Annotated in this window: 18 protein-coding genes and 1 pseudogene; 13 read left to right on the forward strand and 6 right to left on the reverse strand. The window is 61.4% G+C overall.

Annotated features, from left to right (window positions below; translation table 11 throughout):
* A partial coding sequence (locus C447_RS12570; protein ID WP_049904492.1) for an SPFH domain-containing protein occupies positions 1-836 on the reverse strand: 836 nt, incomplete at its 3' end.
* 1,051 nt (positions 837-1,887) lie between these two features.
* Here C447_RS12570 and C447_RS12575 point away from each other — a divergent pair.
* The 5 genes from C447_RS12575 to glyA all read left to right on the forward strand — a co-directional run bounded on the left by C447_RS12575 (position 1,888) and on the right by glyA (position 6,349).
* Complete coding sequence (locus C447_RS12575; protein ID WP_010612539.1) at positions 1,888-2,427, forward strand: hypothetical protein; 540 nt, start codon at positions 1,888-1,890, stop codon at positions 2,425-2,427.
* A gap of 122 nt (positions 2,428-2,549) precedes the next feature.
* A complete protein-coding gene (gene solA / locus C447_RS12580) occupies positions 2,550-3,692 on the forward strand; it encodes an N-methyl-L-tryptophan oxidase (protein ID WP_007694456.1) in 1,143 nt (380 codons plus the stop codon).
* A gap of 195 nt (positions 3,693-3,887) precedes the next feature.
* A complete protein-coding gene (locus C447_RS12585) occupies positions 3,888-4,304 on the forward strand; it encodes a Rid family detoxifying hydrolase (protein ID WP_007694457.1) in 417 nt (138 codons plus the stop codon).
* Positions 4,305-4,464: 160 nt separating this feature from the next.
* Positions 4,465-5,094, forward strand: coding sequence for a GTP cyclohydrolase I (folE, locus tag C447_RS12590; protein ID WP_237713423.1), 630 nt, complete (start codon positions 4,465-4,467; stop codon positions 5,092-5,094).
* Positions 5,095-5,101: 7 nt separating this feature from the next.
* Positions 5,102-6,349, forward strand: a complete 1,248-nt coding sequence (gene glyA, locus C447_RS12595; protein WP_007694461.1) for a serine hydroxymethyltransferase — start codon at positions 5,102-5,104, stop codon at positions 6,347-6,349.
* Positions 6,350-6,373: 24 nt separating this feature from the next.
* Here the strand turns inward: glyA and C447_RS12600 are convergent, their stop codons facing one another.
* Positions 6,374-7,369, reverse strand: coding sequence for a formyltetrahydrofolate deformylase (locus tag C447_RS12600; protein ID WP_007694463.1), 996 nt, complete (start codon positions 7,367-7,369; stop codon positions 6,374-6,376).
* Between the two features lie 381 nt (positions 7,370-7,750).
* On the opposite strand from C447_RS12600, the gene C447_RS12605 reads away from it, so the two are divergent.
* Together C447_RS12605 and folP are read left to right on the forward strand one after the other, a co-directional pair.
* On the forward strand, positions 7,751-8,395 hold the full coding sequence (locus tag C447_RS12605; RefSeq protein ID WP_007694465.1) for a helix-turn-helix domain-containing protein: 645 nt from the start codon (positions 7,751-7,753) through the stop codon (positions 8,393-8,395).
* A 185-nt stretch (positions 8,396-8,580) separates the two neighbouring features.
* The gene (gene folP, locus C447_RS12610) at positions 8,581-11,025 is read left to right on the forward strand and encodes a dihydropteroate synthase (RefSeq protein WP_007694467.1); all 2,445 of its coding nucleotides are present in this window, start codon (positions 8,581-8,583) and stop codon (positions 11,023-11,025) included.
* Between the two features lie 163 nt (positions 11,026-11,188).
* On the opposite strand, the gene C447_RS12615 is transcribed toward folP, so the two are convergent.
* Both C447_RS12615 and C447_RS12620 read right to left on the reverse strand, forming a co-directional pair.
* Entirely contained in the window at positions 11,189-12,565 is a 1,377-nt protein-coding gene (locus C447_RS12615; protein ID WP_007694469.1) for an aminomethyltransferase family protein, read from the reverse strand.
* A gap of 229 nt (positions 12,566-12,794) precedes the next feature.
* Positions 12,795-13,655: a methylenetetrahydrofolate reductase gene (locus C447_RS12620; protein ID WP_007694470.1), complete on the reverse strand. Its 861-nt coding sequence runs from the start codon at positions 13,653-13,655 to the stop codon at positions 12,795-12,797.
* 322 nt (positions 13,656-13,977) lie between these two features.
* On the opposite strand from C447_RS12620, the gene C447_RS12625 reads away from it, so the two are divergent.
* Positions 13,978-16,479 carry a GcvT family protein gene (locus C447_RS12625; protein ID WP_029601969.1) on the forward strand — a complete coding sequence of 834 codons (2,502 nt, stop codon included), beginning with the start codon at positions 13,978-13,980 and terminating at the stop codon, positions 16,477-16,479.
* Positions 16,480-16,699: 220 nt separating this feature from the next.
* On the opposite strand, the gene C447_RS12630 is transcribed toward C447_RS12625, so the two are convergent.
* Complete coding sequence (locus tag C447_RS12630; RefSeq protein ID WP_029601968.1) at positions 16,700-17,938, reverse strand: RNA-guided endonuclease InsQ/TnpB family protein; 1,239 nt, start codon at positions 17,936-17,938, stop codon at positions 16,700-16,702.
* Entirely contained in the window at positions 17,935-18,333 is a 399-nt protein-coding gene (tnpA, locus tag C447_RS12635) for an IS200/IS605 family transposase (protein ID WP_007694477.1), read from the reverse strand. The genes C447_RS12630 and tnpA overlap by 4 nt, the downstream gene beginning before the upstream one ends.
* A 394-nt stretch (positions 18,334-18,727) precedes the next feature.
* Here tnpA and C447_RS12640 point away from each other — a divergent pair.
* The 5 genes and pseudogenes from C447_RS12640 to C447_RS18445 all read left to right on the forward strand — a co-directional run bounded on the left by C447_RS12640 (position 18,728) and on the right by C447_RS18445 (position 23,946).
* Positions 18,728-20,573 (forward strand): annotated as a pseudogene (locus tag C447_RS12640) (BCCT family transporter).
* Between the two features lie 115 nt (positions 20,574-20,688).
* Positions 20,689-21,927, forward strand: a complete 1,239-nt coding sequence (locus C447_RS12645; protein WP_007694481.1) for a M20 family metallo-hydrolase — start codon at positions 20,689-20,691, stop codon at positions 21,925-21,927.
* An 818-nt stretch (positions 21,928-22,745) separates the two neighbouring features.
* Positions 22,746-23,282, forward strand: a complete 537-nt coding sequence (locus C447_RS12650; protein WP_007694483.1) for an FxsA family protein — start codon at positions 22,746-22,748, stop codon at positions 23,280-23,282.
* On the forward strand, positions 23,248-23,601 hold the full coding sequence (locus C447_RS18885) for a transposase (RefSeq protein ID WP_338034866.1): 354 nt from the start codon (positions 23,248-23,250) through the stop codon (positions 23,599-23,601). Before C447_RS12650 ends, C447_RS18885 begins: the two co-directional genes overlap by 35 nt.
* Before the next feature lie 9 nt (positions 23,602-23,610).
* Complete coding sequence (locus tag C447_RS18445; protein WP_272942169.1) at positions 23,611-23,946, forward strand: transposase; 336 nt, start codon at positions 23,611-23,613, stop codon at positions 23,944-23,946.
* The last annotated feature ends 47 nt before the right edge of the window (positions 23,947-23,993 follow it).

The following is a 23,993-nucleotide window of genomic DNA, read 5'->3' on the forward strand; positions in this document are numbered from 1 at the left end:
TCCTGGGGGAGGACGAACGTCGTGGACTCGCTCTCGCCCATCGACTGGAGGGTCTCCATCCCGCGCTCGATGACCGCGCGCTCGCCCATCGATTCGGCGGATTTCGCTCTGAGAACTGTCGAAACCGAGTCACCCTGTGCCTCGAGGATCTGGCTCTGCTTTTCACCCTGGGCGCGGATGATGTTCGACTGTTTCTCACCCTCGGCGCTCTCGACCGCGCTCCGGCGTTCACCCTGCGCTTCGAGGATCATCGCGCGACGACGACGTTCGGCACCGGTCTGTTGTTCCATCGCCTGCTGGACGGTCGATGACGGATTGACCTCTCGCACCTCCACCGACTCGACCCGCACGCCCCACTCGTCGGTCGGTTCGTCCAAGTTCTCCCGGATGTAACCGTTGATCTCCGTTCGTTTGCTCAGGGTGCTGTCTAGATCCATGTCGCCGATGACCGCTCTCAAGGTGGTCTGAGCGAGGTTCGAGACCGCGCGCTTGTAGTCGTCGACTTCGAGGAAGGCCTTCTTCGCGTCCATGACCTTGATGTAGACCACCGCGTCCGCCGTCACTGGCGAGTTGTCGCGCGTAATGGCCTCTTGTTGGGGGACATCGAGCGTTTGGGTTCGCATATCGAACGAATACGTCTTCGAGACGAACGGCGGCACGAAGTTGATCCCGGGTTCGAGGAGCTTCCGGTAGTCGCCGAACACGGTAAGCGTGCGCTTTTCGTAGGCGTTGACGACCTCTATCGCGCTGTAGACGGTAACGACCGCGAGTGCCACGATCAGTAGGACGATCGTCGAGATCCCGACACCAGGGATCTGTAAAAGTGTGAGTGTCATTATATACTACTTAATGCTACAGGTGGATAAGGATTCGCCCCTCTATAACCCTCCCCAACAACTGAGCAAGCAAAGCAGGCGATACCAGCACCCAGCTAACGATATCAATACCATCGATTGACGTCATCATCGCGCCTGTTCACACCAGCCGAATGGACACCGTCCGAGTCTGTCCGTCATACAGAGAGCTGGTTCGGGATGGGGTGGTCGTGACGACGGAGATTCGCTGAACGCATCATCTTCAATGCGTGCGATGTATCGCCCACGACCGCAGAGCCGATACTGAGCTAGTCAGCGCCAGCTTCGGGTTCCGATTCTGCCGATCCCGGTCCAAAGAGGCGTCACCTGGTGTATCACCTCCTCGGTAGCTCGGATCACCGCCTGCTGGTGCAAGCCGGTTCGATTTGTTCGTTACTCTGATATCGTATTTCGGTGCTTCGAGGACCATAGGCACCGTTGGAGCGCGGGAGAAGGCTCATCAGCGTTTCCCAAAGCGAGGTGGTTTCCCTATCTCCCACCTCGCCGCTTCAAGCAGAATCGCGTCATCCTAAGGGGGCATAGACCACTCCTTCATCTCGATCGACTGACTGACGAGATTCGCATAGCTGAGTTTGGCGGTCTCATTCGGTCGACTACATCCGCCGATGAGGAAAACCGGTGTCTGATGTAGCCGATTTCGAGTCGATAGACCAGGTCAGTACGAGCGAAGACAGCGACTTTCCATGTGAGCCATCCGTAGCGATGTCGTTACGCCTCCGTCGAGCAATCGGTGGAGCCGGTCGATAAACCGTGTTTCCAGCTCCTCCTGCTGAGAGAGGGCGACTACCGAAAAGCACTCGTGTAACTGTCGCCGACGACTGCGACTCGTGCATTAAACAGCTGCGTATAGCCCGCCGAACTCATTTACGGTGTTGGGGCCATCCGATCACCGGAGATGCATACGACCGAAGGGCTGGATGGGACATCGTTCGAGTATCGGGTTGCGGGGAACCCAGTCCCTCGAGAGAGGGTCATGCCATCCATCGCGTCGAATGACCGTGTGGGTATCGTGATGAGAACCGGGGCTGAAGGGCTCGGGGCCGGTAGTTTCCTCCTGTCCTGTGTCACCGCGTTCTACGACTATCTCGGGGAGACTCGCGAGGGGGATTTCTTCGAATATCCCGATTACTACACCTTCCAGACGACCGAGGACCCCGCGGATTATCGCATGCTCGATATCTATCCCGACCACAAGAACCTCGCAGTCGAACCCGATGCGGAGCACCTCTTACAAGCGATCAACGACCGAGCGATCACGATCCTGCTGGTTCCGGATGGGCCACCCACGTCACCGAACGTGGCCGACATCGCGCTCCAGAGCGCTCGTCGGCGAATGGACTCCTGCTACGTGTACGCTCCGGACGGTCGGCCGAGCGACGCGACGTTCTCGATTCGTCAACCACGCCGGCCAGCGAACGAGTGGTTCGAAGCGACCATCGAATCGATGGATCACCCGGAGGAGGTTCCAGCGTTCGGTTCCGACGACGACTCGATACACCAGCAGTTCAGCCCCGTCCCCTTGGAACGAGCGCTCGAACGTCTCCCGGGTTGAGTTACGTCCAACGGATATCGTTTCCCAACCCGCTATCCAGTACGTCGGGGACGGCAACGGTGGGATAAACGGGCGTGCTATTCCATCCAAAGAGTAATACCCCGATGAGGAAATCCCTCGATATGAGCGACACCGACAGGAAATACGATGCGATAGTCGTCGGCGTCGGTGGAATGGGAAGCGCGGCCGCGTATCACCTCGCACGTCGAGAGCAGGACGTGTTGGGGTTGGAGCGGTACGATATTCCGCATACGAACGGTTCCTCCCACGGGATCACCCGTATCATACGGCGAGCGTACTACGAGCATCCCTCCTACGTCCCCCTCATCGAGCGTGCCTACGACCTCTGGGATGGCCTCGAAGAGGGGTCGGGCCGGTCCATCATTCATCGTACGGGCTCTATCGACGCCGGGCCTCCCGACGACCCGGTGTTCGAGGGTTCGTTGCAGTCGTGTAAGGAACACGACATTCCACACGAAGTCCTCTCGAGTGAAGAGCTCACGGACCGATTCCCTGGATATCGACTCCCGGAGGGATACAAAGCACTCTATCAGGAGGACGGCGGGTTCGTGATTCCGGAACAAGCGATCGTCGCCCACACCCAGGCCGCACAGGAGGCAGGTGCCGAGATACACGCTCGGACACGGGTTCAGGGCTGGACCGAGACACCCGACGGCGGTGTTCGGGTCGAAACCGACCGCGGGAGCCACGAGGCGAACAGCTTGGTTCTCGCCGCAGGCGCGTGGAACTACAAGCTCGCCGACGCACTCGAAGGGCTTGCCGTTCCGGAACGACAGGTCCTGTCCTGGTTTCAGCCGACGTCCCCGGCGCTGTTTCAGCCGGATACCTTTCCCGTGTGGAATCTCTCCGTCCCCGAGGGCCGATTCTACGGATTCCCGGTCCACGACGTACCGGGCATGAAACTGGGGAAGTATCATCACCGAGACGAGCAGATCGACCCGGACGAGTGGGACCGTGACCCCAACGCCGAGGACGAGCGTGTGCTCCGGGAGTTCGCCGAACGGTACTTCCCGGAGGGAACCGGCTCGACGATGGGGCTTGCGACGTGTATGTTCACCAATTCGCCGGACGAACACTTCATCATCGACACGCTTCCGGACCACCCACAGGTGACCGTCGCGGCCGGGTTCTCCGGCCACGGATTCAAGTTCGCGAGCGTCATCGGCGAGATACTCGCCGACCTCACGACCGGCGACGGGACGGACCACCCGATCGATATGTTCCGCTTGAGCAGATTCGACTAGAGATACGGAAGTCAACCCAGCAGCAGAGTACCGTTCTTTTCGCACGATACAAACGCATTCGAATCCGTATCCGAACCCACACATGCAAGAGGCGAGAACGGCGGATATCGCAACAGGGTTCTTTCGTATTTTCACTTAACGACCTGCGTATCGACGGACCGAGATTTAAGCCATCACTCCGGCAGTCAACGGAGTGTGAAGCGCACCGTCAACACCGACGAAGCACCGGCGGCCGTTGGTGCTTACAGTCAGGCGACCGTCGCTAACGGCCTCGTGTTCGTCTCGGGTCAACTCCCGCTGACGACCAGTGGTGAACTCTTAGAAGACGAACCGGTCGAAGAACAGACCCGCCAGAGCCTCGAGAACGTGAGGGAGGTCCTCGCCGCGGAGGGCCTCGGCATGGAGGACATCGTCAAGACGACGATCTTCCTCGACGACATCGACGAGTTCGACGCGATGAACAGCGTGTACAGCGATTTCTTCACCGAGGCCCCTCCCGCTCGAAGCGCCGTCGAGGCGGGTAACGTTCCGAAGGGTGCGGGAGTGGAGATCGAAGCGATCGCGGTGAGCGACGCTTCCGAATCGGATAGCCCTTCGAACCGGATGGATTGAGCGTGTCACCCTCGTCACACTCGACCGTTTCGAGATACGGCCCGAGATCGAATACTTCCCGAAGATGGGTGGGAGAACCCACATTCGGAGATATCCGGGGAGAAGGATAGATGAATCCCCACGCGGGCGAGCGGATCTCTCGTGACACTCGGAGAAACCGATGCAGGTAGACGACGACCGGCCCACTGGGTCCACTTCCGGATCAGCGGGTAGCGAAAGGGCCATCGACTGGGCGAAAGCCCAGGAAGCCGCCCGGTTGTTCCTCGAAGCGATCGGTGAGGACCCGGAGCGGAGCGCCCTCGTCGAAACGTGGCAACGGAGGCTTCCAGCCACCATGGAATCGTTGAGCGAGGGATACCGAATCGAGGCGAAACCGGCCATGAGAACCTTCGAAAGCGAAGGGGAAGACTGGGTCGTGAAGACCGGTATCCCGGTGTACAGCCTCTGTGAACACCACCTCCTTCCGTTCTACGGAACCGCGCACGTCGCCTATCGTTCGAACGGATCGGTGGTCGGACTTTCGAAACTGATTCGATACGTTCAGTGGAAGTCCCGGCGCTTGACCATACAGGAACGGTTGACGCGAGAGCTCGCCGATGGACTCACAGAGGAGATCGATGCGGGAAACGTGCTCGTCGAACTGCGAATGACGCATCTCTGTGAGTCCATGCGCGGTGTCGAATCGGAGACGGAAACGACGACACGAGCGAGCAGCGACTCGACGGCCGAAGACGAACGCCAGCGGTTCCGCGACGCGATCGAGACGCACGAAGACGACGACCACCCCTAACTCGACCATGAACTACGAAACCGTCCGCGATACGAACCCCACGATCGCGGATACGCTCCAAGAAGAGCGCACGCGACAGAACGAGTCCCTCTCGATGATCGCCTCCGAGAATCACGTCTCGGAGGCCGTCATGGAGGCACAGAGCTCCGAGCTGACGAACAAGTACGCCGAGGGGTACCCGGGTGCGCGCTACTACGGCGGCTGTGAGTTCGCCGACGAGGTCGAGGAGCTGGCCATCGAGTACGCGAAAGAGCTCTGGGACGCCGACCACGTCAACGTCCAACCCCACTCGGGGTCGCAGGCGAACATGAGCGTGTATCTCGCGGTGTTGGAGCCGGGAGACACGATCCTCTCGCTCGATCTGAACCACGGTGGGCACCTCTCACACGGCCATCCGGCGAACTTCGCGGGACAGATATACGACGTCGAACAGTACGAGGTGAATCCCGAAACCGGGTACATCGACTACGACGAACTACACGAGACCGCGGAACACGTCGAGCCGGATATCATCGTCTCGGGCTACTCTGCATACCCTCGCGAAGTCGAATTCGAGCGGGTTCAAGCGGCGGCGGACGCCGTCGGAGCGTACCATCTCGCTGACATCGCCCACATCACCGGGTTGGTCGCCGCCGGCGTTCATCGATCCCCGGTCGGCATCGCCGATTTCGTCACCGGTTCGACGCACAAGACGATCCGTGCCGGGCGTGGTGGGATCGTCATGTGTGACGAGGAACACGCCGACGCAGTCGATAGCGCGGTGTTTCCCGGGACGCAAGGTGGTCCGGCGATGCACAACGTCGCCGGAAAAGCCGTCGGCTTCGGCGAAGCACTGGAGCCTGCGTTCGAGGCCTACGCCGAACGGACCGTCTCCAACGCGAAAGCACTCGGCGATCGGTTACAGGAACACGGGCTTTCACTCGTCTCGGGTGGGACCGACAACCACCTCGTCTTGGTCGATCTACGCCCCTCCCATCCGAACACGACGGGCAAGGACGTAGAGGAGGCGCTCGAAGCGGCCGGTATCGTTCTCAACGCGAACACCGTTCCCGGGGAAACCCGCTCCCCGTTCGATCCGTCGGGTATCCGAGCCGGGACGCCCGGACTCACCACCCGAGGTTTCGAAGAGGATGCCTGTCGCGAGGTGGCGGACCTCATCGGCGAAGTCGTCGATGCTCCCGACGACGAAGCCGTCGTCAGCGCGACCCGCGACCGAGTCGACGACCTGACCGACTCGTATCCCCTCTACACGTAAGGCAATGGCCGAGCCGCGGCCGACCTAGCTGTCCGCGCTCGCTTTCTTCTCGACGTATCCCTCGGCATACCGGTCGTGACCGTCCACCGGCCCGTCGGGATTGAGCCGTTCGATGTGCTCGGGTATCCCGAGCTGTGTCGTGGTTCCGTCCGGGTCCCGGAGCTCCGTTCGGCCGCGGTGGACGGAGACCTGCTGGTTGAGGTGGAGGTCGATGGCTTCGATCAGCGCCTCGGCTTCGAGAGGTTGCCCGCGTTCTTCGAGTTCCCGTTCCGTGGGGCCGTGCGGAACGTTGAACGCTCGCTGAGTGAGTATCGGTCCCTGGTCGAGGTCGGTCGTGACGTAGTGCGCCGTCACGCCCGCGATACGAACGCCCTTCTCGATCGCCTGGGAGTACGCCGAAGCACCGGGGAAGGAGGGCAACAGGCTCGGGTGAACGTTGATGATGCGATTTCGGTAGCGGAAGACGACCTTGGGTGAGAGGATCCGGATGTAGCGGGCGAGAGCGAGGAGGTCGATATCGTAGTTATCGAGGTGGTGGAGCAGCTCGTCCTCGTTGGGAACCCCCTTCTCGTCGCCGATGTCGTGGAACGGAACGCCGTGTTCGGTGGCGAGCGGTTCGAGGTCGCTGTGGTTCCCGATGACGACCCCGATCTCCGCATCGAGGTCGTCGTTTCTCGCCTCCTCCAGGAGCGCTTCGAGACAGTGACTCTCCTTCGTCACGAGGACCGCGAGCGACTGGGTTTCGGTACGGTTCGGGAACCAGACCCGTGTATCGACGTCGAGGTCGTCCCCGAGGTCGTCGAGGTCCGCTCGCAAACGCGCTTGCGAGACCGCCATTTCGGACGTGTCCGCGTACATGGTCATCCGAAATATCCCGTCCTGAACCGCCTGGTCCAACTCTTCGACGTTGACCGCGTGATCGGAGAGATATGCCGTGATCTCCGTGATTATCCCCGTATCGTCGTCACCGACGACGGTTATCTCCGTGAGCATCTCCGAACTGGCGTGGTCCCGTGGCATACGCATCACTCGATCGGTGAAACATCACTTCCAAAACAGTTCAGGTGCATATGTGGTGCTGTTTATCTAAATTTAGGCGCTAAGGCCCCTCCCTCAAGGAGCCATGAGCAGCCATCGTATGACTGCGAGTCCGATGCGAGGTAAAGATATAAGTCCCCCCGGTGATACAGTCACAGGAGTCTTGATGGGTACTGTGTTGTCGAGCACCACTGATGGGTTGAAAGACGGACATCGACGCTACGCTCCTTCTCGTCCGGCGTGCTCACGCAATACCTGGGTACGCGCTAGTGATGAGCCTACAAAACCACGTGCCAAGTTTACAGCTATTCGACACGGGATCGAGGACGGAACCGATAGCCGCTGTACCGGGAGGAACGGGTCGTGAGCGTCATCGCGCTGGTACACGTCGCCCATCCGGACCTCGCACTGTCCCCGACGATCCGGGAAAACCCGGAGACCACGATCCGGGTCATGCCACAGGCGGCGACGGACCCCGAGACGGATCTGTTCTTCTTCTTCGTCGAGAGGGACGACCGATCCGTGGAGTCCGCGTTCGAATCGGACCACACGGTCGCCGAATGGGAGACGATAGCTAGCTCCGAGTCCGGGTCGGTCTATCAACTCCAGCACACGCCGGAGACGATACTTCTCTCCCCGAAGACGTTCGAGTTGGGCGGGTTGATGCGCGAAGCCACGAGCGACGCAACGGGGTGGACCCTTCGACTCCAGTTCCAGAACCGAAAGGACATATCGGATCTGTGGGGGTTCTGTGAGGAGAGCGACATCTCGTTCGAGCTCCAGCGGATATTCCGCCACCAGCCGTGGAACAGTTCGGACCTGACGACCCTCACCGACCCACAGCTCGAGACGTTGCTCACGGCCTACGAGGAGGGATACTTCGAGGAGCCCCGGCAGATCTCGCTGGAAGGGTTGGCCGAGAAGCTCGACATCTCGCCGACGGCCGTCGGTGGTCGCCTTCGTCGTGGTGTCGCCGCGCTTCTCGAAACGACGCTCATCGAGGAGTGAGCGCTCCCCGCGGTCGAGTCACGGATATTCGGGCTTCCGTGACGTGCTTTGGCCCACCTGAGACACGGCAGCCACTCGGATACGACCGCTACTCATCCGGGATGGACGAAGCCGAGCAACGTCATTAAAAAGCGTTCATATACTCGGAGCGGACTTTTTGACGGCGTATCGCCCAGATCCGGAGGATGGAGTATCATGAGGCGAGAAACGCGTTGGAACGGTTGCGCCGGGTTCGTCCAAAGCTGGGGACGGCAACGACGGCCACCCTGCTCGACTCCCTCGACGACCCCCACGAGGGGATGACCGCCGTGCAGGTCGCCGGGTCGAACGGGAAGGGAAGCACGGCCCGTGTTCTCGAACGGATCCTCGACGAAGCGGGTCTCGACGTCGGTCTCTATACGTCGCCGGACCTGAACGACCTTCGCGAGCGGATCCGGGTTCGACGGAAGAAGATCCCGAAATCCGAGGTGGGACGGTTCGTCGAAACGGTTTGGCCGCACGTAACCGAGATGTCGGTAGCGGACGACGCACCCACGTTCTTCGAGACCTTCACGGCTCTCGCGCTCTGGTACTTCGAGCGAAAGGCGGTCGACGTGGCCATCCTCGAGGTCGGAATCGGTGGCCGATACGATGCGACCAGCGTCGTCGACCCGGTGGCGGCGGCTGTTACGTCCGTGAGCCTCGAACATACGGACATCCTCGGCGACACGGTCGAGGAGATCGCCCGTGACCAGGTACAGGTCGCCCCACCGGACGTCCGTCTCGTGACTGGTGCGACTGGGAGCGCACTCGAAGCGATCGAAGAGAAGGCGGACACCGTGACCGTCGGAGGCGAGGGGGCGGACGTAGTCGCGAGCGAGATGGGGATGGTCTCGAAGACGGAGTCCCAGGTCTCGCTGGTCGGCCCGGATTGGGACGTTCGAACGGCGACACCGTTGCTCGGGGACCACCAGGCGGTGAACGCCGGCATCGCCGCGACACTCGCACGGCAGGTCGGGAATCACGTTGGAACGGGCGTAGACGAATCGACCATCGAGAGCGGTATCAGAAACGTTCACTGGCCGGGGAGATTCGAGGTCATGCGCCACGATCCGCTCGTGGTTCTCGACGGAGCACACAACCCGGACGCCGCCGAAAAGCTCGCGACCCTCTTGGACCGTTTCGAGTACGACGACCTGTACCTGGTGTTCGGTGCGATGCGGGACAAGGACCATCGACGTGTCTGCCGCTCCCTTCCCCCGGTAGATCGGGCGTTCCTCGCCGAACCCGCCGTCGGCCGTTCACAGGGACTGGATACCCTGGCCGGCGTCTTCCGACGTGAGACCGACGCGACGGTCCTAAAACGGGATTCGATCCGAGCTGCGCTCGATGCAGCTATCCAGGCTGCCGACCCCGACGATTGTGTCGTGACGACGGGTTCGTTGTATGCCGTCGCCGAGGCTCGTGACCGGTGGACGCGAATGACGACGCCCCTCTCGACGAGTTCGACGAGAAGCGCTCGGTCGGCACTGAGTCGTTCGGACGTACCGACGAGAGAGCGGGATGAACACGTCGACCAACTCGTCCATCGCTCCCTTCGAATGCACGTCCGGCGGGAGGAGGCCGCTACCCTCGAGAAGCTCATGCTCTCGATCGGTGGTTCGTGTGGCGTCTCCGGCGTCCTCGACCACGAACCCATCAGTGTGGTTCTCTCGGGAAATCGCAGTCAGTTCCGGAGGCTCGTTCAGCGATTGCGTGACCGAAGCGAGGGAGATATCGCTGCGGAGTTGAACGGGGTTCTCGAACTCGATACCGAAATCGAAGCGGATACCGAGAGGACTGCCGGGGGATATCCCTGGGACGAGGAAACGACGGTCATGGGGATACTGAACGTCACGCCGGACTCGTTTCACGACGGTGGCGACTATCGGGCCACCCAGTCCGCGGTCGACCGAGCCGAGGGGATGGTCGCGGCCGGGGCAGGAATAGTGGACGTCGGTGGGGAGTCCACTCGACCGGGAGCCGAACCGGTTTCGGCTGCCAGGGAACGCGACCGTGTTCTACCGGTCATAGAGCGACTCGACGACCTCGATACGTGGATCTCGATCGATACGAGGAAGCCGACGGTCGCCGAAGCCGCATTGGAGGCCGGTGCGGATCTGGTGAACGACGTGACTGGTCTCGAAGACGCTGCGATGCGTCGCGTGGTCGCCGATTTCGACGTTCCAGCCGTGATGATGCACAGCCTCTCGGCACCCGTCGATCCGGACCATCGATACGAGTACGATGACGTGGTCGACGACGTGCTGGAGGAGCTCACCGAACGCATCCTACTCGCTGAACGAGCGGGTATCGACCGTTCGAACCTCATCGTAGACCCCGGGCTCGGCTTCGGGAAGACCAGACCCGAGAGCTTCGCGTTGCTCGACCGGCTGGACGAGTTCCGGGGGTTGGGGACCAGCCTCATGATCGGCCACTCCCAGAAGTCGATGTTCGAACCCGCGGGGACCGATTCCGACGACCGCCTCATACCGACCGTCGCTGCGACGGCGTTGGCGGTCGACCGTGGTGTCGATATCGTCCGTGTTCACGAGGTGGCCGAAAACGCCGCTGCCATCGCCACCGCAGAAGACACGGTGCGAACGGACTGACGTCTCCTCCATCAGACGGGCGGGGATTCCGCCGTGTGGGCTTCGGAGAACTATCGACAGACCGCACTTCGGACGGTCGGAAGGGGCTGAAACCACGAAAGAATCGTCGAACCCGCTTCGGTGCGGGGCGGCGGGAAACCTCCGAGCTCGCTCGTGGACGGAGTTACTCGCTCGCCTCTTGTCTGGCACCGAGCTTGGCCTGCTCGCGCGCGCTCAGGTTCACCGACTCCTTGAACGGCACTTCCGCGACCATGGCGAACACCGGTTCGCCCGGCTCTTCGGCGTACTCGTCGGGGAGATGGACTTCGAATTCGGTGTCGATCTCGCCGTCGTAGACCTCCCGGACGTCGCCGTCGAGCTTCTCGGCCGGAACGTGTGCGAGCGCGATGTTGGTTTCGAGCTCGGGGTTGTACCACGCGGAGGTGATGTACCCACACTCCTCGCCGGTTTCGGGGTCCGAAACCAGCCAGAAGTCGGATGGGTAGTCCCGGATCGGTTCACCACCGAGTTTGAGACCCACCATCTTCTGCGTGAAGGGGTATTCGCCGTTCTGGATCATCTCCTGTTGACGTTCGAGCTCCTCCTTCCCGATGTAGTCGGCGTCCTTGTCGTCCGGCACCTGATAGCCGAGGTTCACCTGGAACGGCGAGGTCTCGTGGTCCAGGTCCTGTCCCCACGAGAGGATGCCCGCGGCGATTCGCCGCTGATGGCCCGGTGCGATCACCATGCCGTCGTGGTCTTTCACCGTCTCGGCGACCGGGTCCCAGACGGCGTCCGCGTTCTTCATCGCCTCCGTAACGTAGATCTCGTAGCCTTTCTCACCGGAGAAGCCGGTCTGGCTGATCAGGATGTCACAGCCGTTGATTTCGGCCTCCATCAGCCCGTAGTAGGGCACGTCGCTCACGGCATCGCCGACGAGCTCCCGCATCACGTCCTCGGAGAGGGGGCCCTGGATCTGCATCGGCGCGACGTCGATCTCGTCGATCACGACATCGTAGTTCTCACCGGAGTTCACACCCTGGAGCCACTGCATCAGGGTCGAATCCGAGATCGAGAACCAGAACTCGTCCTCCTCGGGACGCAGGAGAACGGGGTCGTTCAGGACGCCACCGTCCTCGTTGCAGAGGATGACGTACTTGCCGGCCATCACGTCGATCTCGGTCGCGTCCCGGGTGATGACGTGGTTGACGAACGCTTCGGCTTCGGAGCCCTTGACACGGATCTGCCGTTCGACCGCCACGTCCCACAGCGTCACGTGATTGACGAGGGCGTCGTGTTCGACACTCGTGCCGCCGTCTTCGGGTTCAACGTAGCCGCGCGGGTGGTAGATGCGGTTGTAGACCGTTGCGCGCCACGCGCCCTCCTCGACGAAGGACTTGTGGAAGAACGGCGATTTCCGGACGCGGGTCGAGACCAGCATCTCGATGCCCGGGTCGCCGGACTGGCGTAGGTTCCGCGGGACGGTTCGATCCGATTGGTCGACGCTCGGATGGTTCGGATGCGATTCGTCTTCCCTGCTCGCCGGTTGGTTTTCCGACATCGCCTGCGAATATCGCTGCATGGAGCATAAGATCAATAGTTAAAGAGAACACCCCTTTATTACCTTCCCTCCAACAGGCGGATCGGTAGACGATTTACGAAATGGTCGATCCACACCCGAAATGTATTCGATTCGAGGGGAGGATACCTCCCGAATTGAAATTCGATTCGGCGACGAAACGGGTCGTGCGTGACTTCCTTCCAGCGTTCTCCGACGACTATCGTACCGATTACTGATTCAAGGCCCCCCATCGCCAGGACTCGGTATCCGACGTCTGATTGAAGGTGTAGATGTGAACGCCCTGAATACCGTACTCGGGGTCGGTAGCGTACGGTGTGAGCCCCTCGATGAGGTCGTCGGGGGTGTACTTGCCGCGTGACCCGACGAGTTGGCGAACGAACCCGACGATACCGGTTGTCTTCTTCAGGAAGCGTACCGAATCGCCGACGCCGACCTTCTGTGAGATGCTCAGCAACCGTTGATACTTCATGACACCTGGTATGCCGACCTCGATGGGGAGGTCGATACCCCGATCCCGAACCTCCTCTACCCACTCGATAACTGCTTCGGGGTCGTAGCAGAGCTGGGTCACGATGTACGTCGCAAACGGTGCCTTCTTCTCCATCGCGTCGGCCAGGACCCGGTCCGAGAGGAAATCGTGCCCCTCCGGATAGCCGGTGATTCCGACCTCCTCGAACGAGTATTCGATATCCGAAAGCGTGGTCAGGAGCTCGTATGCCGACTCGAACTCCCCCGCCGGCTCCTCACGGTCGCCACCCGGAACGAAGATATCCGTGACACCGGCCTCGGTGAGACGGCGAGCGATCTCGGTCAGGTGGTCCTCGTCCCGTACGTAACGCGCGGCAATGTGCGGACTCACGTCGAACCCGCGTGCGGCGGCCATTTCGGCCTGCTCGACCGTCGCATCGAGGCCGAGCTGCGGTGACGTGGTGATGGCGATGGTCGCCCCGTCCGGCAGATGTTCCAGTTGCCCTTCGAAGCTCTCGAAGGGCATCAGTTCGAATCGAGGACCGGTGAGTAACTCGTCGGTCACCTCGGCTGCCGTACCGGAGTGGCGTTCGACGGACATCGGTCACGACCCCTCCGTTGTCGTAGCGGCTTTCGTTCTGTTTCGCGCTGCCCGGGAGGCGAACATGAGAAACCCATCATCTTTGCCATCCGTTAGTAGTTCGTCGCCATAGTCAAACACGTATAAGTCAGACCCCGTCGCCCCGTAGTATCCCCCGAGTACCGACTCGATCCGTGCTGTTGAGTCGTCGCCTCCGTCGTGTCGCGTAACTCCGGATCGTTCCCGCCACTCCGCGTGCCCCCGGCGTCGATCACCCCCGTCTACTAAACGGCTCCAATAACTCACCCTGTTGTTTATCATAGACGGCGGAGCGGTCATCCATATGGGTAGAGAAGATACCGTACCCGAGAGGGCTGGAACCGTCGTCGTGGGAGCGGGCTGTGTCGGCTGTTCGGCGGCGTACCACCTCGCCGACCAGGGTCGGGAGGACGTCGTCGTCGTGGATCAGGGACCACTGTTCGAAACCGGCGGCTCGACCTCGCACGCACCGGGACTGGTGTATCAGACCGCCGGTGGGAAGATGATGAGCCACATGGCTGCGTACACGCGTGACCTCTACTACGACCTCGACAGCTATCGTATGTCGGGTGGGATCGAAGTCGCGTACACCGAGGACCGGTGGGATCTCCTGAAGCGAAAACGCGAGTGGGGACAGTCCTACGGGTTCGATGGCGGCGAACTCCTCTCGCCAGCCGAGACGGCCGAACGAATCCCGCAGATAAACGAGGCGGTGATTCACGGCGGGTACTACCTCCCGACGGACGGCAAAGCTCACGCCGTCGATGCCTCGCGGGAGATGGCCGAACGCGCCCGCGACGCAGGTCACGAGTTCTACGGGAACACGCTCGTCACCGACATCGAGACCGAAGACGGTGCAGTCGAGGCGGTCGTCACCGAGGACGGTCCGATCGCCTGTGACGAGGTGCTGGTGGCCACGAACATCTGGGGGCCGCTGTTCGGCGAGATGGTCGATACGGACATCCCGCTCGTCCCGTGCTCACATCAGTACCTCGTGAGCGAGCCGTTGGAGGAACTCGCCGGAGCCGAACGGGAGATCGAACAGCCACTCCTCCGACACCAGGATTTCTCCGAGTACTTTCGCCAGCACGGTGAATCGTACGGCGTGGGGTCGTACAACCACGAGCCGCTGCTCGTGGACCCGGAGGACATCTACGGACCGGAGAAGCTCGACGACCTCGGGCTCGAATATCCCTCGCTTCGGGAGTTCACGGCCGAGCATTTCTACGAGAACACCCACCCCGACCACGAGAAATCCGCCTACGACGCCGCTCGCGAACTCGTGCCGGCGTTCGACGACTGTGACTGGGAGAAACAGATCAACGGGATGTTCTGCTTCACGCCGGACGGGATGCCGGTTCTCGGTCCCGACGAAGGCACCGACGGCCTCTGGTGGTCGCTCGCCATCTGGGTCACGCAGTCCGGCGGTGCAGGGAGCGTGGTCGCCGAGTGGATGGAGAACGGTGTCCCACGACTCGACGGCGAACGGATCGACGCCACCCCCGCTCACATCAGCCGGTTCCAGTCCCACGCGGGGAGCCGGGAGTTCACGTACGGCCGCGGGGCCCAACAGTATCGAGAGGTGTATCAGCTCATCCATCCGCGTGAGCAACCGACGGACCAACGCACGCTCCGACGGAGCCCGTTCTACGACCGACAGGACGAGCTAGGGGCCGAGTTCTACGACACCAACGGGTGGGAAGTCCCGCAGTGGTACGAATCGAACGAGTCGCTCCTCGATGAGTACGACGTTCCCGACCGGCCGGACTGGCTCGCACGGAACTGGTCGAAAGCACAAGGTGTCGAGCACCAGGCGGTCCGTGACAAGGTCGCGATGTTCGACATGACCACCTTCACCGGTATCGAGGTCACTGGCGAGGGAGCGATGGCGTTCCTTCAGCGCCTCCTCACCAACGACATGGACGTTTCGGTCGGTCGGATGCGGTATGCGGCAATGCTGAACGAGGACGGCGGTATCCTCGCGGACATAACCGCTGCACGACTCGGCCCGGACCGGTATCTCCTGACGACGGGTGGTGGCAACTCCGCGACGATCCACTCCCGGTGGATCAGAGACCACGCGCCCGAGGACGTCTCGATCACGGTCCACGATTCGAGCCGGTCGGGTATCGGTGTCTGGGGACCAGAGGCCCGAGAGCTACTCGAACCGCTCGTCGAAACGGACCTCTCCAACGACGGGTTCCCGTTCTACTCGGTGCGCGAGACCTACCTCAAGGACATCCCGGTGACGATGCTCCGGCTATCGTACGCCGGCGAACTCGGATGGGAGATCTACACGCCGACGGAGTACGGCGCACGACTCTGGGATATCGTCTGGAATGCGGGCCAAGAGCACGATATCACCCCGATGGGCTGGGAAGCGCTCGCCTCGACGAGTCTGGAGAAGGGCTACCGGCTCTGGGGGAGCGACGTCACCCCCGAGTACAACCCCTACGAGGCCAACATCGGTTTCGCCGTCGACACCGAAACGGAGTTCATCGGTCGAGAGGCGATCCTCGAAGCACGAGAGGAGGGTATCGACCAGCAGCTCGTCCCCCTCACGCTCGACGAGACGGGGATGGTCGTCGACTCGGGACATCCGATCCTCGACGGTGAGGACGTTCTCGGCTACGGATGCCGCGCCGACTACGGGTACACCATCGACGCCGGCATCGTGTACGCGTACTTGCCGACGGAGTACGCCGAGCCGGGAACATCGGTCGAGGTGAGCTACGAGAACGAACGCTATCGCGCGACGGTCGAGAGCGAGCCGTTGTTCGACCCGGACATGGAGCGAATGCGATAGGAAGCCAACGACGAAGCGCCCCAACGCTTCCACATCCATCCGCTCGCTCGCCCGAGGTACACACTCCGGGGATCCACGTGCCCGGATTTTTGCGTCGCGCCCGCGTTTCAGTTGTCCTTCTACGGTATTTTCGTATCCGCAGCGTCGTCTGGGTACCCCCGATCTTCCCCCGTTCTTCTGGACGCGTAGCCACCCGATCCCATGTGACCTCCTCCCCACCCTACTCCGCCGCTGACGCGGCTTCGTTGAGGGTGGGGCTTCCTGCTTCTACGACGGTGCGTGCAGACACCGATGGAATTTCGGTGTCCGTAGCGGCTCCAGTCTCCACAGGCGTTGATTCGGGCTGGCCCATCCCTATATCCGATTTCTCGATAGCACGGTTCAGCACGTTGTGAGCGGCGTTCGCGTCACGGTCGCACTCGAAACCACAAGCGGGACACGAGTGTTGCCGAACCCATAGCGGTTTGTCAGTCGAAACGCCGCACTGAGAACACTCTTTGGTGGTCCCGTGCGGTCGAACGTCCACGAAGTACGCACCTTCGCGCTCGCATTTGTATTCGAGCATCCGTAGAAAAGTACCCCATGCGGCGGATGCTCGGTTGCGAGAGTTCGACGGCAGCTCCATGAGTCCCTTCGCGTTCAGGGCTTCGACGGCCACGAAGTCGTATTCCTCCGCGTACCACGTCGAGAGCTTGTGCAGAAAGTCCCGACGCTTCCGTTTCAGGTCGGCATGACATTCGGCCACCTTCCGGCGTTGCTTGTGGTAGTTGGCCGAACCGTGGTCCTTTCGTGAGAGCGCACGCTGTTCGCGTTCAAGCCGCTCACGTTCGTCCGACAGGTCAAGCGAACCCACCGAAAGACCGTCGGTGTCGTGGGTGTATTTGAGTATCCCCACGTCGATACCGACCGCCTTTTCGGGATTGTCGGGTTTCGGTGGCGCTTCGTCCTCGGTCTTGATACCGAGAACAGCGTACCACTCTCCCGTCGGTTCGCGCTTGATGGATACCTGCTTCACCGTCGCGTCGTCGGGTATCTCACGGTGGTACACCAGCGAGATTTCACCGATTTTCGAGAGCCACAACGTCGGCTGGCCGCTCTTGTTTTCGAGCTTGAAGCCAGTCTGATTGTAGGTCAACGAACGGTATTCCCGTGGCGGCTTCCACCGAAGGCGTCCGACGCGGTATCCACGCTTCTTTCGTTCACGGAGCGTCGAGAGATTGTCGTACAACCGCTTGACGACCATCTGAAGCACTTTCGAGTGAACGTTCTTCAGACCACCCCACCACTGCTTGAGGTCGGGGAGCGTCCCCTGCACCTCGTAGCGGGCGGGAATGTCGTCGCTCTCGTTCAGCACGTACAGGCAGTGGTTGTACAACTGTCGGCAGGTGTCGATGTGGCGACGGAGTTCGTTGGCCACGTCGTCGGGTGGTCGAATCCGATACCGATAGTTGTAGTTCATCCGCGCTGGTCCTCCACGTACTGTTTGAGGGCGTCGAGCGATACCTGTCCCGTTGAAAGCAGGCAGTACGAATCAGTCCAAAACGAGTCGCCCCACAATTCGCGGTCGAGGTCGAACTCGTTTTTGATTCGTCGCGCCGACGGCCCTTTGAGAGTGTTCACAAACCGAACGAGATCCGTAGTTGGCTTCGCCTTGAAGAGCATATGAACGTGGTCGCGGTCGCCCTCGAAGTTCTTGATTTCAACGCCGTAGTTCTCGGCGAACCCTTCGACCACGCGCCGCATGAAGTCTGACCGTCCGGGTGTGAAGGTGTTTTGCCTGTACTTCGTCACCAGTATCAGGTGATAGTGCAGGGCATACACCGAATGTGCTCCCGAATCGAGGTCGTACTCCATTTGGCTTGTCTATGTGGGGATACCCAATTGCATAATAGCTGCGTCGTCGCTCGAAATTCAGGCCGAGCGAAGTAACCTACGGCTGTATCCCCTCCCTACTCGCTCGCTTCCGCACTGCGCTCACTCCTTGAGGAAGGGACTTGGCCTGTTCCCATTTAAACACCGCCAGCTATTGTCAGCAATTTTTATACCGTACTGTGCGAACCGCGATCATGAGTATAAACATCAATCGATACACTTCCACAACTAGGACACATCGGAGGAAGTCGATATTCTGAGTGTGGAAGGATATTGTCGACAAACAAAACAATGATACGAAAACAGGATCTCGGATACCCATCGTTCAGAAATAGATCGTATCGGGCAGGGAATGGCATTCGTCCGGAGCAGGAGCATGTCCGACGCTGAGCGGGGCGAGACGAGCGGTGAGATGTCCGACGGACTCCAGGTAGAGCTCTTCCATCCGGACTCGGACCGCGAACCCGGCGATACCAACTATCGGGGCTTCGGCTTCGACGTTCATCCGGTGGTGTTTCCCGTCGCGCTGGCGGTCATCGTGCTGTTCGTGGCGGCGACGGTCCTGCTCGGCGGTCAGGCATCGGCCGCCTACGAGTGGCTCTTCGAGGGGATCAACGCCTACTTCGGGTGGTTCTACATCCTGCTCGTCACCCTGTTCATCCTCGTCGTGGGGTACTTCGCGGTGAGCAAGTACGGCCAGATCCGGATCGGCGGTGTCGAGGCCGAACCCGAGTTCAGCCGGTTCTCGTGGATGGCGATGCTGTTCAGCGCCGGCATGGGGATCGGGCTGATGTTCTACAGCGTCGCCNGAACCCGAGTTCAGCCGGTTCTCGTGGATGGCGATGCTGTTCAGCGCCGGCATGGGGATCGGGCTGATGTTCTACAGCGTCGCCGAACCGATGTACTTCTTCGATGGGATCCCACCCTTCTTCGCGGGGAGCGCCCAGGCCGGCACCGCCGCCGCCGCGGGCCCCGCGCTCGCCCAGACCTTCTTCCACTGGGGGCTCCACCCGTGGGCGATCTACGCGCTCGTGGGGCTCGGCCTCGCTTTCTTCTCGTTCAACCGCGGGCTGCCGCTCACGTTCCGGTCGATCTTCTGGCCGGTGCTGGGCGAGCGGATCTACGGCTGGCCGGGTCACGTCATCGACCTTCTCTCGGTGTTCGCGACCCTGTTCGGCCTCTCGACCTCGCTCGGGCTGGGCGTCGCCCAGGTGAACCAGGGGCTCAACGCCGTGGCGGGGTCGCTGTTCAACGCCAGTGTTCCGACCGGGACCGCCCCGCAGATCGTGCTCATCGCCGTGATCACACTGATCGCGACGGCGTCGGTCGCCGCGGGGCTCGACGACGGTGTCAGACGGCTGAGCACGGTCAATCTCTATCTCATGCTCCTCATGCTCGGCTTTCTCATCGTCGTCGGGCCCACGCTCTACATCTTCAAGGGGCTCGTCAACGGTCTCGGTACCTACCTCGTCAACCTGCCCGGGCTGAGCCTCTATACCGGGGCGTTCGCGGGCCAGTCCGCACAGGGCTTCCTCGGGTCGTGGACCATCTTCTACTGGGGGTGGTGGATATCCTGGTCGCCGTTCGTGGGGATGTTCATCGCGCGGATCTCGAAGGGTCGAACCGTCCGCGAGTTCGTCGCCGGGGTGCTCGTGTTGCCCTCGCTGTTCTCGTTCCTCTGGCTCTCGACGTTCGGCGGGAGCGCGCTGTTCGCCCAGCTCGGTGGCGGCGGCATCCTGGCCGCGCTCTCGAATCAGGGGCAGGCCATCGCGATGTTCTCGATGCTCTCCCAGTATCCGTTCGGGGCGGTCGCATCGATCCTCGCCACGCTCCTCGTGGTCACCTTCTTCGTCACGTCCTCGGATTCGGGCTCGTTGGTGATCGACCACCTGACCTCGGGGGGGAAACACGACGTCCCGAAAGTTCAACGGATATTCTGGGCGCTCACCGAGGGGCTCGTCGCGGCGGTATTGCTCTACGCCGGTGGTCTCAGTGCGCTCCAGACCGCCGCCGTCACGACCGGGCTCCCCTTCGCCGTGGTGCTCCTCGTGATGTGCTATACCGTCTATCTCGGGCTCAGGAACGAATACGAGATCCTCGAATCGGAGGCGTTCCGGGACTACATCGAGGACATCCGCGACGACGAGGACATGGCCGTGACCTCCTCGGGGGACGACGTCGTCACCGATGTCTCGGACGAAAGCACGACGACCGACGATTGAGAGGCTCCTCGACGGTCCTTGATCGGATTCACGCAGGATCGCCGGTTCGGTCGTCTTCGGATCTGAACGTGAGCGGCTACAGAAGAATAATACTCCAAGAGGCTGAAGATTCCCCATGAACGTCGATGGCGATCGTCTTCGGGAGGACATCGAGACGAACGCGGCCTTCGGAGCAGTGGACGTCGAGCAGGGGACCGGTCGAACCGTGTTCGCGGGTACCGAGCCGAATCGACGAGCGCGTGATCGGTTCGTCGAGCGGCTGAAGCAAGCCGGTCTCGACGTTCGGGTCGACTCGGTCGGGAACATCGCCGGACGCTGGTCACCACCTGGGGCGGATGCGGAACCGATCGCTACGGGGAGCCACCTCGATTCGGTACCGCGGGGCGGTATCTTCGACGGGCCGTTAGGCGTCTACGGGGCACTCGAAGCCGTTCGGACGATACAGAACGCAGACGTCGAACTAACCCATCCCATCGAAGTCGTCTGTTTCACCGAAGAGGAGGGCCAACGGTTCGCTGGAGGAACGCTGGGGTCGTCAGTCGCTGCTGGGAACCGATCGGCGGAGAGCGCGCTCCAACTGACCGACGACGCTGGTACCGATCTCGAGACGGCACTCTCGGAGATAGGTTACAACGGCACCGACCGAGTCGACGCGGACGAGTGGGACGCGTGGATCGAACTTCACATCGAGCAGGGCGAACGCCTCGAAACGGCGGATGTTCCGGTCGGGGTCGTTACCACGATCACCGGCATCACTCACTGCGAGGTGACCATCGACGGTGAGGAGAACCACGCTGGAACGACCTCGATGGACGAGCGAGCCGATGCTTTGAGCGCCGCCGGGGAGTTCATCGTCGATTTCGAGCGGGTCGCACGGGAGCGGAGTTCGGAGGAGCGCACCGCGGTCGGGACGGTCGGAAAGATAAACGCCGAACCGAACGCGACGAACATCGTTCCCGGGCGAGTCGAGATGAACCTCGACATCCGTAGTATCGAGTACGGTTCGATCGACGAGATGGTCGACCAGGCTCAGCGAAGCCTCGATCGGATCGCTGCCGAGCGAAACGTCAGTACGGCGTTCGAGCGTGAGTTCGACGTTCGGCCGGTGTCGATGGACGAGCGATGCCGTGAGGTCGCCCACTCGGCGTGTGAGGCGGCGGGAATAGAGACGTTGGAGATGCACTCCGGAGCCTTCCACGACACGATGCACGTCGCGAACGCGACCGATGCGGGGCTGTTGTTTGCGCCCTCCCGAAACGGGGTCTCACACAGTCCTCGGGAGTGGACGGACTGGGACGACTGCTCGGTAGCAACGCAGGCACTCGCGGAGACGTTGGTCTCGCTCGCGACGTGACGAGCGGTTCCGAATCGACGTCGTGTTCGACGTCCCTTCGAACTCGATAGATCTACGACCAGTACGCCATTATCAGCGGTAAATGCGTTGTGACGACGGTATAGCAACGTATATTCTCCGTCCACGACGACGACTCGTCACTCAGAACTCTCGGTTTTCGAACGATGAACACCCTCTTGCACCGATCCTGCTTTGTCTTCTTCCGGTTGTATACCTACTGCGCCGATGGTGAGATGGCGACCCGAGGAAAGCAGTCGACGAACTCAGGTTACGTATAAATCAGGCGTTAAAGCCTCACCGTTCACGACGGGGATACAGCGTCCCCAGAACGCTTCGCGTTCTGGCGTGCGAACGAGACGCTCCGCGTCTCGTCAACGCCGTCCGCTCTGTTCGTGACCTTCCGCGACCGCCCAAACCCCAGTACATAGGCTCTCTGAGTGCCTATCGTGCGGTATCGAGTGCGGCACGTCCGCACCCATACCGGGACGATCGGACGATCTTCGACAACCCACCGCACTCAGCGAACGACCGTCGCCGAAGGTGATAGGCGGTGCGATAGAAGTACCGCCGAGTCGAGTCGGGGATCGACGACCGCCCGGACGCCCCGCCGAAAGGCGATGCGTTCGCCGAACGAGAGGAGTACCGGGGGCTTGGCACTCCCAGTGGGCGCACGAACGTCCGTCCACGAACCTGAAACTCCCAACCCAGCGTTACGGTGCGGCCGTGGGAATCCTCACCCTGCAGCGCAGGGAGGATGTCAAGACGAACGATTCGGCGTTAGGGGCAATCGTTTTCCACGCCTGGTATCTACATCGGGTATGTTTGGCCGGTTGCTACTTGCTGCTCTCATACTCGCGTTGGCCGATGCGTTCGTTCTGCTCATCGTGGCGGGGCAGATCGGCGCACTCCTGACCATCGGTCTCGTCGTATTGACCGCCCTCGTCGGGTCGTTGTTGGTGCGCAGCGAGGGCCGTGCAACACTCCATCGTCTTCAACGACGGCTCCAAAATTTCGAGGCACCGACCGACGAATTACTGGACGGTGTGCTCATCGTCCTCGGCGGTGGCTTCCTCATCACGCCGGGTCTGTTGACCGACCTCACCGGATTCCTGTTCGTGATCCCCTTCACGCGTGCCCCCCTTCGCGTCGCACTCAAACGCTGGGTGATCACCCCGTCCGTCCGCAAGAAGCTCCAGAATGGCTCCCTCAACGTCCAGGTCGGCGGTACCCTCGGAAACACCCGGAGCAGTACCGGTTTCGGAGGCCAGGATCGAACCCAAGATACCACCACTGACGACAGCTACTACGACCTCGACGACAATATGTACGACGTCGAGGACGAGGAGAGCTCCTAACTCCGGCCTTAGTGACGAAACGAGAGCGACCCGCGCTACTCGAAGCGGCTGGCTCAAAGAGTCCAAGCACTACTACAAGCGCGTCGAGGACGAGTGTGAAGGCGAGAACGGGCTTTCGCGCCGCGCTCGGAACGTGAAACGTACTCTCAAGGACCGACGCCGGCACTTCCACCACACGCTCTCGAAGCGTATCGTCGCCGAGTGCACCGGACGAAACGTTGGACGCCTCATGGTCGGCGACCTCGGTGGTATTCGCTCCGAAGAAGCCGGCTCTGGTCGGAATTGGGGCCGTCACGGGAACAAGATGCTCCACGGGTAGGGCTTCGGGATACTCACGAGGATGCTCGAGTACAAGGGCGAGGCCGCAGGTATCGAGGTGGTCATCGAATCCGAACGCGACACGTCGAAGACGTGTTCGGTCTGTAGCCACAAAAACGGTAGTCAGCGCGTTGAGCGCGGTCTGTACCACTGCCAGCAGTGTGGTCGGACGGCGAACGCCGACGCGAACGGCGCGGAGAATATCAGACAAACGCTACTCCCGAATCCAGACCCATTCGACAGATTGGATAGGGATAACGGCTGTTTGGCACAGCCAGCAGTGTGTTCGTTCGACGCTACGGATGGTCAATTCCATCCACAAGAGCGGGCGCATTGCGAACCCTAATATCCCACCGCCGGTAGGGAATCCTCGCCTTTCAGGGCGGGGAGGAT

Source organism: Halococcus hamelinensis 100A6 (assembly GCF_000336675.1).
Classification (GTDB): Archaea; Halobacteriota; Halobacteria; order Halobacteriales; family Halococcaceae; genus Halococcus; species Halococcus hamelinensis.

Coding starts and splice junctions, on each gene's coding strand:
- C447_RS12575 (WP_010612539.1), top strand. CDS start 1,888: ATGAGAACCGGGGCTGAAGGGCTCGGGGCCGGTAGTTTCCTCCTGTCC.
- solA (WP_007694456.1), top strand. CDS start 2,550: ATGAGCGACACCGACAGGAAATACGATGCGATAGTCGTCGGCGTCGGT.
- folE (WP_237713423.1), top strand. CDS start 4,465: ATGCAGGTAGACGACGACCGGCCCACTGGGTCCACTTCCGGATCAGCG.
- glyA (WP_007694461.1), top strand. CDS start 5,102: ATGAACTACGAAACCGTCCGCGATACGAACCCCACGATCGCGGATACG.
- C447_RS12600 (WP_007694463.1), bottom strand. CDS start 7,369: ATGCCACGGGACCACGCCAGTTCGGAGATGCTCACGGAGATAACCGTC.
- folP (WP_007694467.1), top strand. CDS start 8,581: ATGGAGTATCATGAGGCGAGAAACGCGTTGGAACGGTTGCGCCGGGTT.
- C447_RS12615 (WP_007694469.1), bottom strand. CDS start 12,565: ATGTCGGAAAACCAACCGGCGAGCAGGGAAGACGAATCGCATCCGAAC.
- C447_RS12620 (WP_007694470.1), bottom strand. CDS start 13,655: ATGTCCGTCGAACGCCACTCCGGTACGGCAGCCGAGGTGACCGACGAG.
- C447_RS12625 (WP_029601969.1), top strand. CDS start 13,978: ATGGGTAGAGAAGATACCGTACCCGAGAGGGCTGGAACCGTCGTCGTG.
- C447_RS12630 (WP_029601968.1), bottom strand. CDS start 17,938: ATGAACTACAACTATCGGTATCGGATTCGACCACCCGACGACGTGGCC.
- tnpA (WP_007694477.1), bottom strand. CDS start 18,333: ATGGAGTACGACCTCGATTCGGGAGCACATTCGGTGTATGCCCTGCAC.
- C447_RS12645 (WP_007694481.1), top strand. CDS start 20,689: ATGAACGTCGATGGCGATCGTCTTCGGGAGGACATCGAGACGAACGCG.
- C447_RS12650 (WP_007694483.1), top strand. CDS start 22,746: ATGTTTGGCCGGTTGCTACTTGCTGCTCTCATACTCGCGTTGGCCGAT.